The sequence below is a fragment of the Pseudomonas allokribbensis genome, assembly GCF_014863605.1.
GTDB classification, from domain to species: Bacteria; Pseudomonadota; Gammaproteobacteria; order Pseudomonadales; family Pseudomonadaceae; genus Aquipseudomonas; species Aquipseudomonas allokribbensis.
In genome coordinates this window covers 3,798,067-3,813,777 of sequence record NZ_CP062252.1, presented here as the reverse complement: position 1 = coordinate 3,813,777, position 15,711 = coordinate 3,798,067, and the positions used below count along the sequence as shown (strand labels likewise).

Annotated in this window: 13 protein-coding genes; 3 read left to right on the top strand and 10 right to left on the bottom strand. The window is 61.0% G+C overall.

Annotated features, from left to right (window positions below):
• Positions 1–17: 17 nt before the first annotated feature.
• Both IF199_RS17245 and IF199_RS17240 read left to right on the top strand, forming a co-directional pair.
• Positions 18–440, top strand: coding sequence for a hypothetical protein (locus tag IF199_RS17245; protein ID WP_192558212.1), 423 nt, complete (start codon positions 18–20; stop codon positions 438–440).
• 19 nt (positions 441–459) lie between these two features.
• Entirely contained in the window at positions 460–891 is a 432-nt protein-coding gene (locus tag IF199_RS17240) for a HEAT repeat domain-containing protein (protein ID WP_192558211.1), read from the top strand.
• Between the two features lie 100 nt (positions 892–991).
• Here the strand turns inward: IF199_RS17240 and IF199_RS17235 are convergent, their stop codons facing one another.
• The 7 genes from IF199_RS17235 to IF199_RS17205 all read right to left on the bottom strand — a co-directional run bounded on the left by IF199_RS17235 (position 992) and on the right by IF199_RS17205 (position 8,402).
• Complete coding sequence (locus IF199_RS17235; protein WP_192558210.1) at positions 992–2,632, bottom strand: BatD family protein; 1,641 nt, start codon at positions 2,630–2,632, stop codon at positions 992–994.
• Positions 2,629–4,365 carry a tetratricopeptide repeat protein gene (locus IF199_RS17230; RefSeq protein WP_192558209.1) on the bottom strand — a complete coding sequence of 579 codons (1,737 nt, stop codon included), beginning with the start codon at positions 4,363–4,365 and terminating at the stop codon, positions 2,629–2,631. The genes IF199_RS17235 and IF199_RS17230 overlap by 4 nt, the downstream gene beginning before the upstream one ends.
• Positions 4,362–5,441: a vWA domain-containing protein gene (locus IF199_RS17225; RefSeq protein WP_192558208.1), complete on the bottom strand. Its 1,080-nt coding sequence runs from the start codon at positions 5,439–5,441 to the stop codon at positions 4,362–4,364. The genes IF199_RS17230 and IF199_RS17225 overlap by 4 nt, the downstream gene beginning before the upstream one ends.
• On the bottom strand, positions 5,434–5,931 hold the full coding sequence (locus IF199_RS17220; protein WP_192558207.1) for a DUF4381 domain-containing protein: 498 nt from the start codon (positions 5,929–5,931) through the stop codon (positions 5,434–5,436). The genes IF199_RS17225 and IF199_RS17220 overlap by 8 nt, the downstream gene beginning before the upstream one ends.
• Positions 5,928–6,872, bottom strand: coding sequence for a DUF58 domain-containing protein (locus IF199_RS17215; RefSeq protein WP_096820033.1), 945 nt, complete (start codon positions 6,870–6,872; stop codon positions 5,928–5,930). The genes IF199_RS17220 and IF199_RS17215 overlap by 4 nt, the downstream gene beginning before the upstream one ends.
• Before the next feature lie 5 nt (positions 6,873–6,877).
• Positions 6,878–7,837, bottom strand: a complete 960-nt coding sequence (locus IF199_RS17210) for an AAA family ATPase (protein WP_007913915.1) — start codon at positions 7,835–7,837, stop codon at positions 6,878–6,880.
• A 211-nt stretch (positions 7,838–8,048) separates the two neighbouring features.
• Entirely contained in the window at positions 8,049–8,402 is a 354-nt protein-coding gene (locus IF199_RS17205; protein ID WP_192558206.1) for a hypothetical protein, read from the bottom strand.
• A 516-nt stretch (positions 8,403–8,918) separates the two neighbouring features.
• Between IF199_RS17205 and IF199_RS17200 the strand changes: the two genes are divergently transcribed.
• Positions 8,919–13,805 carry an NAD-glutamate dehydrogenase gene (locus IF199_RS17200; RefSeq protein ID WP_096820031.1) on the top strand — a complete coding sequence of 1,629 codons (4,887 nt, stop codon included), beginning with the start codon at positions 8,919–8,921 and terminating at the stop codon, positions 13,803–13,805.
• A gap of 69 nt (positions 13,806–13,874) precedes the next feature.
• On the opposite strand, the gene IF199_RS17195 is transcribed toward IF199_RS17200, so the two are convergent.
• The 3 genes from IF199_RS17195 to IF199_RS17185 form a co-directional block, all read right to left on the bottom strand.
• Positions 13,875–14,588, bottom strand: a complete 714-nt coding sequence (locus tag IF199_RS17195; RefSeq protein ID WP_192558205.1) for an ATPase — start codon at positions 14,586–14,588, stop codon at positions 13,875–13,877.
• 241 nt (positions 14,589–14,829) lie between these two features.
• The gene (locus IF199_RS17190) at positions 14,830–15,231 is read right to left on the bottom strand and encodes a cupin domain-containing protein (protein ID WP_192558204.1); all 402 of its coding nucleotides are present in this window, start codon (positions 15,229–15,231) and stop codon (positions 14,830–14,832) included.
• Between the two features lie 185 nt (positions 15,232–15,416).
• On the bottom strand, positions 15,417–15,710 hold the full coding sequence (locus IF199_RS17185) for a putative quinol monooxygenase (RefSeq protein WP_096820028.1): 294 nt from the start codon (positions 15,708–15,710) through the stop codon (positions 15,417–15,419).
• Position 15,711: the final 1 nt, after the last annotated feature.

Genomic DNA, 15,711 nt, shown 5'->3' with positions numbered 1-15,711 from the left:
TTGAAAGGCTTTAATGAATGACCATTGATTTTGACTTGCTTGGCCCAGGAGACCTTGGACTGATTTGCGCAGGTATGACCCGTGAAGATTCGAGGTCGGCCCTCGAAAGCCCCTTTGACGAGTTTTTGAAAAGTCCGGATTCCGCTATCCCAACCGATGCATATGATGATTTGGGACTTCATGTCTACTTCGATAATGCCTTGATGGTCGTCGGCGTTGAGTTTTTGAAATGGGCTCAATTCGCCTGGCGCGGTCAGCGGTTGGCAGGCGAAGAAGTGCTTGTCGTTCAACAGTTTCTGATAGAGCAAGGCGAGTTTCTGCTTTTCAATAACTCAGGCTTCAATGTGACCCGTCTGGGCCTGCGGTTCTACGCACCTGAAATGGGTGAGGAGGACGCTATCGTCGAGGCTGTTTATGTGGACTTTACTGGTGTCGACTGAGCGTAGCCGGAGATGACCTATGAGTATGTATTCCAGGTTTGATGTTTGTATAAGCCAATACGCTGATGATGAGGTTCCGACCGATTACTGGTCGGATGTCGAAGTTGTGAACGCGTCCGGGATACTTGAAGAGTTTTCCGACACCGACTGGTCGGAACTGCTGGCGGCCGTCAATGGCAAGAGTGAATTCTGGATTTTGCGCATGTGCGAATCCATGGGGAGTGTTGCTGATGAGCGCGCCCTGGCTGTATTGCTGGATCTCATGTTTCACGAAAGCGAAACCGTCAGGTATGCGGCGCTGGACGCTATCAGGTCGATGACAAGCTCAGGTGTGGAAGCGGGAAAGTGCTTCGCTCTGATTGCGTCGGCCATCGAGCGAGCAAAGCAGGAAAACAACCAGGCAGGGCGGGTGTCGGTGTTGAATCTCGAGCATCTGCTTACAAGCAAATGAAGGAGGGAAGACCACGTCGAGTGGTCTGCTGATCTTGCCAGAAACGAATTCGAGCGCGACGTGCGGCATCGTTTGATGTCGTTTGCTGGTGTTCTTTCGCTTACTTCGGATAAAGCGGCGGCAACCCGCTATCACCCACCGGATCCTGCACCCGCTCCGCCGTCGGAATCGTCCGGATCGCCCGCCACAGATCCTCACCCTGCCAATGCTGCCCGGTCTCGCTGTACAGCGCGCCGTTCAAACCATCGAGCGCATCCGACAACGGCACAAACCGCGCCGCCATATCCGCCAGGGTTTCCGGCTGCTGACGGGCCCACGCGTCGAGGGCCTGGCGGGTGGCGTGGGGGTCGTTGGCCTGGCTGGCGCGTTTGATGTCGTCGAGCAGGGTGCGCGGGCTCGGGCCGGTTTGCGCGGCGCGCAGGATCGCCGGTTGCCAGCGGGCACGCCACCACAGGCCGAAGCCGAGCAGGGTGGTACAGGCAAGAATCAGTGTGCTGAGTTTCCACCACCACAGCGCTTCACTGTCGGCGGCGTTGAATGATGGTGCGCTGCCGGCCGGGGTGTCGACCTGCAGACTTGGGTTGTTCACCACTTGCAGGGTGCGCGCCGGCAGGCTGGTGTGTTCCAGGTGATCTTCGAAGGTGTTCCACCACACCACGTCCACGGTCGGCAGTTCGATCGAACCGCTGCGGCTCGGCACCAGCGCTTCGCGTTCTTCACGGCTGCCGATCAGACCGCGTTCGCTGCTCTGGTTGTTGAGCACGGGTTGGTCCGGGTAGCGGCGCAAGCCATTGGCCTCGGTGGCGGGCAGGGCGGGCAGTTGTGAACTGGCGAGGCCTTCGACCTTGAGGGTCAGGCTGCGGGTCAGAGAGTCGCCGACCTGCGTGTGATCCGGCTCCGGATTCCAGCTCTCGCTCAGGCTCAGGCTGCGGGCCGGCAGCCACGGCGCATCGCTCGGATAAGTGATCGGTTTGGGTTTGACGGTCAGCGGGATTTCCGAGGACGTGACTCGCAGCAACTTGCCGGTTTTCGGCCCTTGGGCGGTGGGGTCTTTTGCCGGTTGGGTGTCGACCAATGTGGCGCTGAAGGTCTGCGGAGTGATGGTCAGCAAACCACTGTGCTGCGGATAGATCGCGTAGCGCATCTCGATCACGCCATGCCGAACACCGTTGATGTCTTTTTCGTAGGTGCGCGTGTCGCCCAGTTGCTCGATGCGCGCGTCGACGATCTGCAACGGAGTCACGCTGCTGTCGTCGTACAGCGAAACCGAATGGTAGATGCGCAGGGTCAGGACGGCCTGGGCCTGCACGTAGACGCTGGACTGGTCGAGGCTGGACTCGATGAACACCGGGTCGAGCGCATTCTTTTCTTCGTGAACGTCGCTTTCGACCACCTGCACGGTGATCGGCTGGCTCTCGGTTTCGCCGAGTTTCAACGGCGGAATTTCCACGCTGCCGTTCTGTTTCGGCAACAGAGTGATGATCCAGCGGGTGGTGGCGCGGTTCTCGTTGTTGAGGGTGTTCAGCTGGTTGACCTGGCGCGTGCCGCGCACTTCGAACAACGGTTCCAGCGGGGTCAGATCAGGTTTGCCGAACTGCGTGACATCGTTGGATTCGAGGGTGAGTTCGACCGTCTCGCCGGAGTTCAGGCGACTGCGATCCACACTGGCCGTCAGCCCGGCCGCCTGGGCGGTGGCCGTGCAGATCAGCAGGGGCAGCAAGAGAGCGGTGAAACGGGTCATCGAGTGTTTTCCTGATCCTGATGTTGTTGCTGTTCGTACCAGAATTTGCGTCGCAGCAGTTCGCCCGGATCGTCCGGGATCTTGCCCAGCCACTGTTCCAGTGCCTGGCGTTGCTCGCCTTCGACGTTGTCTTCGCTGGGGCGCAGCGTCGGGCTGGTGTTCTGTTCTTCGTCCGGCGCGCTGTTGGGCACTTCGTTGGGGCCTGGCTGCGGCGGGGTGGTCGGCGGCGGTTCGCTGGCCGACTCCGCGGGCTGGGCTTCGCTTGGCGCATCATTCTTGACCGTCGGTGGCGGTGCAGTGGCGGGCGGTGGTTCGTCGCCCGGCACGTTCTGCTGCGTCGGTTGCTTCTCGGGCTCGGTCGGCGGCGGCGTGTTTTTCTGCTTGAGCAGGTTTTCCACCAGCGCCTTGTTGGTCAGCGCCGGGCGCAAATCCGGCTGCAACTCCAGAGCCTGTTCGTAGGCATCGATCGCCGCTTCCAGCTCACCGCTTTTCGCCAATGCGTTGCCACGATTGTAGTGGGCGCGGGCATCGCTGCCTTCGGCGAAACGCTGGGCGGCGCCACTGTAGTCGCCAGCCTCGTACAACGCCAGCCCTTGCCACTGATGATCTTCGAAGTGTTTCGCCGCTTCGGCAGGACGCTTCTGCTTGAGCAGGTGCAAACCCTGTTGATCGGGGCGCAACCACAGGTCTTCGAAATCAAAAGCGTAGCTCGGCTGTGGCAGGCAAAACAGCAGCGGCAGGCAGAACAACCAGCCACGGCGCCCGGCACACGCGGCAAGCAGCAACAGCGGCAACAGCAGCCAGTAACCCTGATCGGCCCAGGTATCGAGGCGCAGGGTCTGGCCGTCGTTGCGCAGGCTACGCGGGCCATTGAGCAGTCCAAGGCTGCCCAGATCCGACTCATCCAGCCGTGCGCTGTGGTACTCGCCGCCCACCGAATTGAGGAAGGCGCCGAGGCCGGGACTGTCGAGTTGCGGCACGCGGATAGCACCCTGGGCGTCCTTGAGGAAACTGCCGTCCTCCTGAGCAATCGGCGCGCCCTCGGCGGTGCCGATGCCGAGCATCAGCAACTGCGCCGATTGCCCGCTCAACGCATGGCGAATGCCTTGGCGTTCCTCATCGGACAGCGAAGAGCCGATCAGCAGGATGCGTCCCTGACCCAGTGAGCCTTGCTCCAGCAAGGCCAGCGCCTTGCTCACAGCAAGATCGGCGCGATGACCGCTCTCTGGCATCAGCGACGGCTTGAGGGCGTCGAGCAGATTGCGGCTGGTCGCCAGGTCATCCGACAGCGGCACCAATGTATGAGCGCTGCCCGCGTAAACCACAATGGCGGTCTGCGCATCGCTGCGCGCCTTCAACAGATCGAACAGCTTGCGCCGGGCTTGCTCCAGACGCGTGGGCGGCGAGTCGGTGGCGAGCATTTCCGGGGTCAGCTCCAGCACAACTACTAGCGGATCCGCCGGTTTCTGGCTGGTCTGTTCGACGCGCTCCCAGCTCGGCCCGAGCAGCGCCAGGATCGTCAGCAACCACGCAACGCCCAACGCAACCCACGGCAGTTTGCTGTCGCGACCGCTGCCGCCACTGAGCAATGCGGCATGGAACGCTGGCGGCAGAATCATCTGCCAGCGCCCGGCGCGTTTCTGCCGGTGCCAGAGCTGCCAGATCAACCAGCCGAGCAGCGGCAACAACAGTAACCACCAGGGACGGAACCAGTGCGGCCAGAGGGCGATCATCGGCGCCTCCGCAGACGCAAACGCTTGAGGCGCGCGCGCCAGTCAGGCAGGGGGCTTTGCAGATACAGCTCCTTGGTGAACAGCCGTTGCAACGGGTTGTCCGGCCACAATTCACGGGTAACCAGCAACATGCTCAACAGCAACGCCAATGCCAGAGGCCATTGATACAACGCCTGGGCCGGGCGTGCCTGGGTCGGTTGCTGGGCCACGGGTTCCAGTTGGTCGAGGGTGTCCTTGATCGCTTGCAGTTCCTTGCCGTCGCGGGCGCGGAAGTAGCGGCCGCCGGTAGCGTCGGCAATCGCCTTGAGTGTCGGCTCGTCGAGATCGAGGGTCGGATTGCCGCCGAGCAGTGCTGTGGCGCCACTTTCTTCGGGGTCGGCACCGATGCCGATCGGATAGATTTTCACGCCTTCGTTGGCGGCCAGTCGTGCGGCGGTCAGCGGATCGATTTCGCCGCCGTTGTTGGCGCCGTCGGTGACCAGAATCAACACACGGCTCTGTGCCGGGCGCATGCGCAGACGTTTCAGCGCCAGACCGATGGCGTCGCCAATGGCGGTGTTCTTGCCGGCGATGCCGATCCGCGCTTCGTCGAGCCACACGCGCACGGTGCGCCGGTCAAACGTCAGCGGTGCTTGCAGGTAAGCCTGGCTGCCGAACAGGATCAAACCGACCCGGTCGCCATCGCGGCTTTCCAGGAAGTCGCCGAGCAAATGCTGGACCAGCGACAGGCGACTGACGTCTTCGTCGTTCCATTGCATGTCGGGGAAGTCCATCGAGCCGGACACGTCCACCGCCACCAGCAGATCGCGACCGCTGGCGGCAATCGGCAACGGTTCGCCCAGCCATTGCGGGCGGGCGGCAGCGATCAGCAGAAACAGCCACAGCAGCATGAACGGCGCTTGCTGGCGCCAGGCTGGCAGATTGGCGCGGGCGCGGCGGCGGGCGAGGCCTTCCAGGTCACCGAGGAAACTCACTTTCAACGCCGGCTCGCCGCTGTCCGCAACCGGCAGCACAAGGCGCATCAACCACGGCAGTGGCAACAGCACAAAGATCCACGGCCAGGCGAACTCAAACATGCTTGCGGATCCAGGTGTCGACGGCTTGCGTCAGGCCGGCGATGGCCTTGTCGTCGAGTTTGCATTCGGGTTTGTACGCGCCCTCGACAAGCACCATCCAGCGAGTCAGGCCAGCGGCAGGGCAGCGGTTGTCGAGAAACGCCAGCCATTTGCGCCCGTTGAGAGTGTGACTCTGGCTGTAGGGGTAATGGTTGCGGCACAGCCTTTTTAGCAGGCCGTTGAGTTGTTGCAGCCACGCGCCGGCCGGGGCGCCGTCGTAGGGTTTGACCATTTGCGCCAGCTCGGCGAGCGCGGCGATGCGCACCGGATCGAGCGGGATTTCGGCGCGCACGACGGGTTTCTTCTTGATCGGAATGAAACGGCGCAGGCGCCACAGCACGACGCCGATCAGCGGCAGCAACAAAAGCAGCAACCACCAGCCCGGGGCTGGCGGCCAGAAGGCAATCGGTGGCGGGGAAATCAGCGGTTGCAGTTGTTCGAGGCCGTTCATCGAACTTTCCCCGGGCGCTGCGGGTTGAGGAACTCGCGCATCTGCTCGACCATTTCGCTCTGGGTGCTCAACGGCATCAACAACACCCGCAGTTTCTGCGCGAGCAGTTCCCAGCGGGCGATGCGTGCTTCGGCCTGGGCGCGATAGGTCTGGCGCAGGTCGAAGTTGAGGGTGTCGAGTTCCAGTTGCGCGCCGCGTTCAGCGAATCTCAGCAGCCCGGCAGCGGGCAGGGCGTGATCCAGCGGATCGGACAGCGGCAGCATCAGCAGGTCGCAATGACGCGACAGCAGGCTCAATTGCTGCTCGGCACTGTCGGTCAGTGCGCGCTCGTCACAGATCACGATCACCAGACTGCCAGGGCGCAGCACTTCACGAGCCCGGCGCAACGCCACGCCAAACGCATCGCGATCCGGCTCTCGCTCGCTGTGCAGCGACTGATTGACCTTCACCAGCCGGTTGAGCAGTTGCAGCAGGCTCTGCTTGCTGCGGCGCGGCTTGATTTCGTAATGCTCGTTGTCGCCGAACACCAGTCCGCCGACCCGGTCGTTGTGACCCAGCGCGGCCCAGCCGATCAACGCTGCAGCCTGCGCCGCGAGCACCGACTTGAACATCAGTCCGGAGCCAAAGAACAGCCGTGTGCTTTGCTCGACCATGATGAAAATCGGCCGCTCGCGCTCTTCATGGAACAGCTTGGTGTGCGGCTCTTGAGTCCGCGCGGTCACGCGCCAGTCGATGGTGCGCACGTCGTCGCCGGCCTGATAGACCCGCACCTGATCGAAGTCCACGCCACGGCCACGGAATTTCGAGTGGTGCAGGCCGATCAGCGGGCTGCGCTGGCTTGGCGTGGAAAACAGCTGCACTTCGCGCACGCGGTGACGCATCTCGATCAGCTCGGCGAGGCTGACGCGAATACCCGGTTCGGACGGCAGAGAGGCGTTCATCGGGGTCAAGCGACGGCTACGACGTCGAGAATCCGTTGCACCACCCGATCCTGGTCGATGCCGGCGGCTTCGGCCTCGAACGACAGAATGATGCGGTGGCGCAACACGTCGAACAGCACAGCCTGGATGTCTTCCGGGCTGACGAAGTCGCGACCGGCCAGCCAGGCGTGGGCGCGGGCGCAGCGATCAAGGGCGATCGAGCCACGGGGGCTGGCGCCGTAGGCAATCCATTCGGCCATTTCCGGATCGAACTTGGCCGGGTTGCGCGTGGCCATGACCAGTTGCACGAGGTATTCCTCCACGGCGTCCGCCATGTACAGACCGAGGATTTCCTTGCGTGCGGCGAAGATCGCTTGCTGGCTGACCCGGCGTTCGGGCTTGGTCTCGCCGTTCAGGGCTTCGCCCCGGGCCTGTTGCAGGATTCGGCGTTCGACGGCCGCGTCCGGAAAACCGATTTTTACGTGCATCAGGAACCGGTCGAGCTGCGCTTCGGGCAGCGGGTAGGTGCCTTCCTGCTCGATCGGGTTCTGCGTGGCCATCACCAGGAACAGCGGCGACAGCTCATAGGTGCTGCGCCCGACACTGACCTGACGTTCGGCCATCGCTTCGAGCAAGGCTGATTGCACCTTGGCCGGGGCACGGTTGATTTCGTCCGCCAGCACCAGGTTGTGGAAGATCGGGCCTTGCTGGAACACGAAGCTGCCGGTTTCCGGGCGATAGATCTCGGTACCGGTGATGTCGGCGGGCAGCAGGTCCGGGGTGAACTGAATGCGATGGAACTGGGCTTCGATGCCCTCGGCGAGCTCTTTGATCGCTTTGGTCTTGGCCAGACCCGGAGCGCCTTCGACCAGCATGTGGCCGTCGGCGAGCAGGGCGATGAGCAAGCGCTCGATGAGTTTTTCCTGGCCGAGAATCTGCGTTGAAAGAAAGGTTCGCAGCGCCAGCAGCGCTTCACGATGTTCCATCGATGACTGTTCCTGGAAAGGGTGGCCACAGGCGTTCGGATAACGCCGGGGCTGGGGGCGTTACTTTAATCCATCGCAGGGGGTGGCGACTAACGGCATTTTGCGCAAAGTGCGGGAAATGACCGGGGCAATTGTTGGAATTTTGTAGGGCGGGGGAGATGCGGTGTTCTTTGAGGCCCTTTCGCAGGCGAAAGGGCCGGTCCAGACACCCTCAAATCTGGCTGATAAAGGTGCCAGTGCCATCCAGAATGTTCTTCAGGGTTTCCTCGACCTCGGCCAGATCCACCATGTCCGGGTTGTAGGTGATTTCCAGCACATCATCGCCTTTCAACGCATCAGCATCCGCTGCGGCGATTTCGATCTTCAGCAGGGTCTTGGTCAAGGTGACTTTCACGCCATCGAGGGTGGACGGCTCGCCATCCAGCGTGATCTCCAGCTCATCCTCGTCCGGATAGCGGCTCATCAGAAACATGTCGCCCTTGTCGCTGTGGCAGCAGAGCATGGCCATGTTGTCTTCTTCGTCGTCGCACGGGTTGACGATCAAAAGGGCGGTGGTCATTTGCATGGGAAATTCCTGCCTCGGCGGGCTCGGTGGTCGCAATAAAGCGCGATTCTGCCAGCCCTCGGGAATTTCTGCTCGCCTGAGTGTCAGAGGATGTGTCGTGAACGCGACGCAGGTCAATGGTCATTTCTGGCACGCATGTACCGTAAAACCGGGGATTCAGACCGGCGTTCTGCCCCATGAATGCTAGTGTTTACCGATGCACTTGCCTCGGTTTACGTGCCTATGACCGAATATGTCGCAGCACCGCAAGCAGACACATTGTCGCACCCATTAAGCTGCGCAACGGATGAGCACCCGTAAAGGCATTGCCATGGCCCCGCGAGCGGCGCCCGGCAGTCGTTTTTGCAGATGCCCATTCATGGAAGGTGAATGTGACCTGAGTGTCTCGTCCAGCTTCACCCACCTGTCACCCTGTTTCCTCTGCCCGAGATTCAGGAACAGGGCGACGGAACGCCCCGAAAGGGGTTTTGTACGCGACGCTTTCCATCAATAACAAGCCCAAGCGGAGTACCACAGATGGCGTTCTTCACCGCAGCCAGCAAAGCCGACTTCCAGCACCAACTGCAAGCGGCACTGGCGCAGCACATCAGTGAACAGGCACTGCCACAAGTGGCGCTGTTCTCTGAACAATTCTTCGGCATCATTTCCCTGGACGAGCTGACTCAACGTCGCCTCTCCGACCTCGCTGGCTGTACTCTTTCTGCGTGGCGCCTGCTTGAGCGCTTCGATCACGCGCAACCGCAAGTGCGCGTCTACAACCCCGATTACGAACGTCACGGCTGGCAGTCGACCCACACCGCGGTCGAAGTGCTGCACCACGACCTGCCATTCCTGGTGGACTCGGTGCGTACCGAGCTGAACCGCCGCGGCTACAGCATCCACACCCTGCAGACCACCGTGCTCAGCGTGCGTCGTGGCAGCAAGGGCGAATTGCTGGAAATCCTGCCTAAAGGTTCGACCGGCGAAGGCGTACAACACGAATCGCTGATGTACCTGGAAATCGACCGCTGCGCCAACGCGGCCGAATTGAATGTGCTGACCAAGGAGCTGGAACAGGTCCTGGGTGAAGTCCGCGTCGCGGTTGCCGATTTCGAGCCGATGAAGGCCAAGGTGCAGGAAATCCTCACCAAGCTCGATAACAGCGCATTCGCCGTCGAAGCCGACGAGAAGACCGAAATCAAGAGCTTCCTGGAATGGCTGGTGGGCAACCACTTCACCTTCCTCGGCTACGAAGAGTTCACCGTTGTCGATCAGGCCGATGGCGGCCATATCGAATACGACCAGAACTCCTTCCTCGGCCTGACCCGGATGCTGCGCACCGGTCTGACCAACGAAGACCGTCACATCGAAGACTACGCCGTGAACTACCTGCGCGAACCGACGCTGCTGTCGTTCGCCAAGGCTGCGCACCCGAGCCGCGTCCACCGTCCGGCTTACCCGGACTACGTGTCGATCCGCGAAATCGATGCCGACGGCAAAGTCATCAAGGAACACCGCTTCATGGGCCTGTACACCTCGTCGGTGTATGGCGAAAGCGTACGTGTCATCCCGTACATCCGCCGCAAGGTCGAAGAGATCGAGCGCCGTTCCGGCTTCCAGTCCAAGGCTCACCTGGGCAAGGAACTGGCACAGGTTCTGGAAGTACTGCCGCGTGACGACCTGTTTCAGACCCCGGTCGACGAACTGTTCAGCACCGTGATGTCGATCGTGCAGATCCAGGAACGCAACAAGATCCGCGTGTTCCTGCGCAAAGACCCGTACGGCCGTTTCTGCTACTGCCTGGCTTACGTGCCGCGCGACATCTACTCCACCGAAGTCCGTCAGAAAATCCAGCAAGTGCTGATGGAGCGCCTGAAGGCGACCGACTGCGAGTTCTGGACCTTCTTCTCCGAGTCCGTGCTGGCCCGCGTGCAACTGATCCTGCGCGTAGACCCGAAAAACCGCATCGACATCGACCCGCTGCAACTGGAAAACGAAGTGATCCAGGCCTGCCGCAGCTGGCAGGACGACTACGCCGCCCTGACCGTTGAGACCTTCGGCGAAGCCAACGGCACCAACGTGCTGGCCGACTTCCCTAAAGGCTTCCCGGCCGGTTACCGCGAGCGTTTCGCTGCGCACTCGGCCGTGGTCGACATGCAGCACCTGCTCAACCTGAGCGAGAAGAAGCCGCTGGCCATGAGCTTCTACCAGCCGCTGGCTTCCGGCCCGCGCGAGCTGCACTGCAAGCTGTATCACGCCGATACCCCGCTGGCCCTGTCCGACGTGCTGCCGATCCTGGAAAACCTCGGCCTGCGCGTGCTGGGCGAGTTCCCGTATCGCCTGCGTCACAACAACGGCCGCGAGTTCTGGATCCACGACTTCGCGTTCACTGCCGCTGAAGGCATGGACCTGGACATCCAGCAGCTCAATGACACCCTGCAGGACGCGTTCGTCCACATCGTGCGCGGCGACGCCGAAAACGATGCGTTCAACCGTCTGGTGCTGACCGCCGGCCTGCCATGGCGCGACGTCGCGCTGCTGCGTGCCTACGCTCGCTACCTGAAGCAGATCCGTCTGGGATTCGACCTCGGCTACATCGCCAGCACCCTGAACAACCACACCGACATCGCTCGCGAACTGACCCGGTTGTTCAAGACCCGTTTCTACCTGGCACGCAAGCTGGGCAGCGATGATCTGGACGACAAGCAACTGCGTCTGGAACAAGCGATCCTGACCGCGCTGGACGACGTTCAAGTCCTCAACGAAGACCGCATCCTGCGTCGTTACCTGGACCTGATCAAAGCGACCCTGCGTACCAACTTCTACCAGACCGACGCCAACGGCCAGAACAAGTCGTACTTCAGCTTCAAGTTCAACCCGCACTTGATCCCTGAGCTGCCGAAGCCGGTTCCGAAGTTCGAAATCTTCGTTTACTCGCCACGCGTCGAAGGCGTGCACCTGCGCTTCGGCAACGTCGCTCGTGGCGGCCTGCGCTGGTCCGACCGTGAAGAAGACTTCCGTACCGAAGTCCTCGGCCTGGTAAAAGCCCAGCAAGTGAAGAACTCGGTCATCGTGCCGGTGGGTGCGAAGGGCGGCTTCCTGCCGCGTCGCCTGCCACTGGGCGGCAGCCGTGACGAGATCGCGGCCGAGGGCATCGCCTGCTACCGCATCTTCATCTCGGGTCTGTTGGACATCACCGACAACCTGAAGGACGGCAAACTGGTACCGCCGGCCAACGTCGTGCGTCATGACGACGATGACCCGTACCTGGTGGTCGCGGCGGACAAGGGCACTGCAACCTTCTCTGACATCGCCAACGGCATCGCCATCGACTACGGCTTCTGGCTGGGTGACGCATTTGCGTCCGGTGGTTCGGCCGGTTACGACCACAAGAAAATGGGCATCACCGCCAAAGGCGCGTGGGTTGGCGTACAGCGCCACTTCCGCGAGCGCGGCATCAATGTCCAGGAAGACAGCATCACTGTAGTCGGCGTGGGCGACATGGCCGGTGACGTGTTCGGCAACGGCTTGCTGATGTCCGACAAGCTGCAACTGGTTGCTGCGTTCAACCACATGCACATCTTCATCGACCCGAACCCGAACCCGGCCACCAGCTTCGTCGAGCGTCAGCGCATGTTCGACCTGCCGCGTTCGGCATGGTCCGACTACGACACCAGCATCATGTCCGAAGGCGGCGGTATCTTCTCGCGCAGCGCGAAGAGCATTGCCATCTCCCCGCAGATGCAGGAACGCTTCGACATCAAGGCCGACAAACTGACCCCGACCGAACTGCTGAACGCCTTGCTCAAGGCGCCGGTGGATCTGCTGTGGAACGGTGGTATCGGTACTTACGTGAAAGCCAGCACCGAAAGCCACGCCGATGTCGGCGACAAGGCCAACGATGCGCTGCGCGTGAACGGCAACGAACTGCGCTGCAAAGTCGTGGGCGAGGGCGGTAACCTCGGCATGACCCAACTGGGTCGTGTGGAATTCGGTCTCAATGGCGGCGGTTCCAACACCGACTTCATCGACAACGCCGGTGGCGTGGACTGCTCCGACCACGAAGTGAACATCAAGATCCTGCTGAACGAAGTGGTTCAGGCCGGCGACATGACCGGCAAGCAACGCGACCAGTTGCTGGCGAGCATGACCGACGAAGTCGGTGGTCTGGTGCTGGGCAACAACTACAAGCAGACTCAGGCTCTGTCCCTGGCGGCCCGCCGCGCTTATGCGCGCATCGCCGAGTACAAGCGTCTGATGAGCGACCTGGAAGGCCGTGGCAAGCTGGATCGTGCCATCGAGTTCCTGCCGACCGAAGAGCAACTGGCTGAACGCGTTGCCGAAGGCCACGGTCTGACCCGTCCTGAACTGTCGGTGCTGATCTCGTACAGCAAGATCGACCTCAAGGAGCAGTTGCTGGGCTCCCTGGTGCCGGACGACGATTACCTGACCCGTGACATGGAAACCGCGTTCCCGCCGACCCTGGTCAGCAAGTTCGCCGAAGCCATGCGCCGTCACCGTCTGAAGCGCGAAATCGTCAGCACCCAGATCGCCAACGATCTGGTCAACCACATGGGCATCACCTTCGTTCAGCGACTCAAAGAGTCCACCGGCATGACCCCGGCGAACGTGGCTGGCGCTTACGTGATCGTGCGTGACATCTTCCACCTCCCGCACTGGTTCCGTCAGATCGAAGCCCTGGACTACCAGGTCTCCGCTGACGTGCAACTGGAGCTGATGGACGAGCTGATGCGTCTGGGCCGTCGCGCTACGCGCTGGTTCCTGCGTGCCCGTCGCAACGAGCAGAACGCTGCCCGTGACGTCGCGCATTTCGGTCCGCACCTGAAAGAGCTGGGCCTGAAGCTGGACGAACTGCTGAGCGGCGAAATCCGCGAAAACTGGCAGGCGCGTTATCAGGCTTACGTCGCAGCCGGTGTACCGGAACTGCTGGCGCGTATGGTGGCAGGGACTACCCACCTCTACACGCTGCTGCCGATCATCGAAGCGGCCGACGTGACCGGTCAGGACCCAGCCGAAGTGGCCAAGGCGTACTTCGCCGTGGGCAGCGCGCTGGACATCACCTGGTACATCTCGCAGATCAGCGCCTTGCCGGTTGAAAACAACTGGCAAGCCCTGGCCCGCGAAGCGTTCCGCGACGACGTCGACTGGCAGCAACGTGCTATCACCATCGCCGTTCTGCAAGCGGGCGGCGGTGATCTGGACGTGGAAGCGCGTCTGGCTCTGTGGATGGCGCAACACGACGCGATGATCCAGCGCTGGCGCGCCATGCTGGTGGAAATCCGTGCCGCCAGCGGCACCGACTACGCCATGTACGCGGTGGCCAACCGTGAGCTGAACGACGTGGCGTTGAGCGGTCAGGCAGTTGTGCCTGCTGCGGCGACTGCGGAGCTTGAGCTTGCTTGAGTAAGCGCTGAATGAAAAAGCCCCTGCATTGTGAGATGCGGGGGCTTTTTTTTGCCTGATGGTTTCTCGTTACTGCAAGTTATGTCTTTGTTTGTTATCAAGCATCGACACTTTATCTGCCTGTCTGGTCAATAAATTACTGAGCGACTGGTCAAACTTCTGCAACGCCCGAACCTGAACTTCCTGTTGCTGATTAATATCCGCAACAATCTCCTCTGAACGCTTGAAGTCCGCCCAGACCGGCGTCAACTCTTTCGCCTCAGACCCCTTGGCCGTCCCGATGTAGTTCAACTTCCCGTCATAAAAGTCCGCACTCACATCCGCCTTGATGTCCGAACTGCGCGAGGTAATCAACTGGTTGTGAGTGTCGACGATCGCCACCACATCCGGGTTGGCCGCACGCAGGCTTTGCATGTCCGGGTACACCGTGACCGAGCCGAACTGGCGTTGCAGCGAGGCTTTTACCCAGTCCACGGCCATGTCCGGTTTCGAAGTGGCGACGTAGGCGTCATGGATCGGCTGCACCAATAAACTCTGGCCGAAACCGGTGCCGGCGTTGGCCTGATAGTCGCGCAGGTATTCGCGGTTGGTCTGGGTACTCGGGCTGTAGACGACGCCCAGCGAGACACCGGGACCACTTTTGACCTGGGCGGCGCTGCTGCGGCCGACCGGTTGGGTGAACAGCGTGTCGAGGGAAGAAACCGCTTTTGGAGCGGTGGGAACGGAACAGGCGGACAACGCTAAAACTGATATCGCCAAGGTACTGGCAAAGGCAAGTTTCATGGTGAGTCTCCCGTGAAGCAACTTCAGTCGGAAAGTCAGAGGTGTCGGGGTTGATTAAATGGAACCGGCGACAGTTGCCTCAGACTACTCCCGCGAAACTGAAAACAACCTGACAATTTGCTGAATGACAGTCATGCAATAGTTTTATTGGCTGTAAGCGTTTTTGATTAATTGCCGCGGGAAATAAAAAAGGCGCCAATCAACGATTTGCGCCTTTTATTTATGGCTGGTTAAACAACCATCAGTTTTTCAATGGGATCAGCACTTGCTCGTCCGGCGACAGCACCATGAACACCAGCAACTTGGCTGGCTTGGTTTTGCTGGCGTTTTTCGACACCAGATGTTCGGAACCGGCCGGCTCGTACCAGAACTGGCCCTTCTTGTAGGTGATCGCTTGTTCGCCCTTGACCTGGGAGGTCACTTCGCCTTCGAGCACATACGCCATGGCCGTGCCGTCGTGTTTGTGGGCGATGGAAGACTGGCCGGGTTTGTAGTCGACTTCGATCATCATGGCTTTTTTGCCGGGGGCGTTTTTCAGCATCTGGTCCTGCAATACCGAGATTTTCTCGGAGGCATCGTGGGCCATGGCGGCGGCAGAAACAGACAGGGCGAGGGCGGCGGCGAAAATGTGCAGGAGTTTCATGGCGGGTCACCTGTGAAGTGGGGGAGTCGGTCTTCACAGTAGTCCGCGTGTCGGTCTAATCAAACGGCCAATATTCGGGAAGATCGGGTGACCAATCCTGATTCCCCGCAAACCAGAAAAACCACAGCCTTCGGCAGCCTCGCGGGTTTCCCCGAGGCTGCCGAAGGCTGCAATTTTCTGGAGTTTCAAACGATAGGAAACGAGTTGAAATCGACGCTGTTGGCCAGCCGACTGTCGATCAGATCGATAAACCCTTGCGCCTCAGGCCGGTTGAAATGCGCCTGCATCGCCGCTTCCGACTGCCAATGGGCACTGACCGTCCAGCGGTGGCTGTCGTCGGGGCAGCGGTCGACCATGTAGGAATCGCAGCCCGGTGTTTCGCGCAGGGTTTCGACGATCTTCTGCAACTGCTTGCCCAGCTCCTCGGAGCGGCCGGCAGCAGCCTGCACCTGTACGGTGTTGATCACTTCGTTGGACATT

Excerpts from the sequence above, each read along its gene's own strand:
- IF199_RS17245 (WP_192558212.1), top strand. The coding sequence starts at position 18 with ATGACCATTGATTTTGACTTGCTTGGCCCAGGAGACCTTGGACTGATT.
- IF199_RS17240 (WP_192558211.1), top strand. The coding sequence starts at position 460 with ATGAGTATGTATTCCAGGTTTGATGTTTGTATAAGCCAATACGCTGAT.
- IF199_RS17235 (WP_192558210.1), bottom strand. The coding sequence starts at position 2,632 with ATGACCCGTTTCACCGCTCTCTTGCTGCCCCTGCTGATCTGCACGGCC.
- IF199_RS17230 (WP_192558209.1), bottom strand. The coding sequence starts at position 4,365 with ATGATCGCCCTCTGGCCGCACTGGTTCCGTCCCTGGTGGTTACTGTTG.
- IF199_RS17225 (WP_192558208.1), bottom strand. The coding sequence starts at position 5,441 with ATGTTTGAGTTCGCCTGGCCGTGGATCTTTGTGCTGTTGCCACTGCCG.
- IF199_RS17220 (WP_192558207.1), bottom strand. The coding sequence starts at position 5,931 with ATGAACGGCCTCGAACAACTGCAACCGCTGATTTCCCCGCCACCGATT.
- IF199_RS17215 (WP_096820033.1), bottom strand. The coding sequence starts at position 6,872 with ATGAACGCCTCTCTGCCGTCCGAACCGGGTATTCGCGTCAGCCTCGCC.
- IF199_RS17210 (WP_007913915.1), bottom strand. The coding sequence starts at position 7,837 with ATGGAACATCGTGAAGCGCTGCTGGCGCTGCGAACCTTTCTTTCAACG.
- IF199_RS17205 (WP_192558206.1), bottom strand. The coding sequence starts at position 8,402 with ATGCAAATGACCACCGCCCTTTTGATCGTCAACCCGTGCGACGACGAA.
- IF199_RS17200 (WP_096820031.1), top strand. The coding sequence starts at position 8,919 with ATGGCGTTCTTCACCGCAGCCAGCAAAGCCGACTTCCAGCACCAACTG.
- IF199_RS17195 (WP_192558205.1), bottom strand. The coding sequence starts at position 14,588 with ATGAAACTTGCCTTTGCCAGTACCTTGGCGATATCAGTTTTAGCGTTG.
- IF199_RS17190 (WP_192558204.1), bottom strand. The coding sequence starts at position 15,231 with ATGAAACTCCTGCACATTTTCGCCGCCGCCCTCGCCCTGTCTGTTTCT.
- IF199_RS17185 (WP_096820028.1), bottom strand. The coding sequence starts at position 15,710 with ATGTCCAACGAAGTGATCAACACCGTACAGGTGCAGGCTGCTGCCGGC.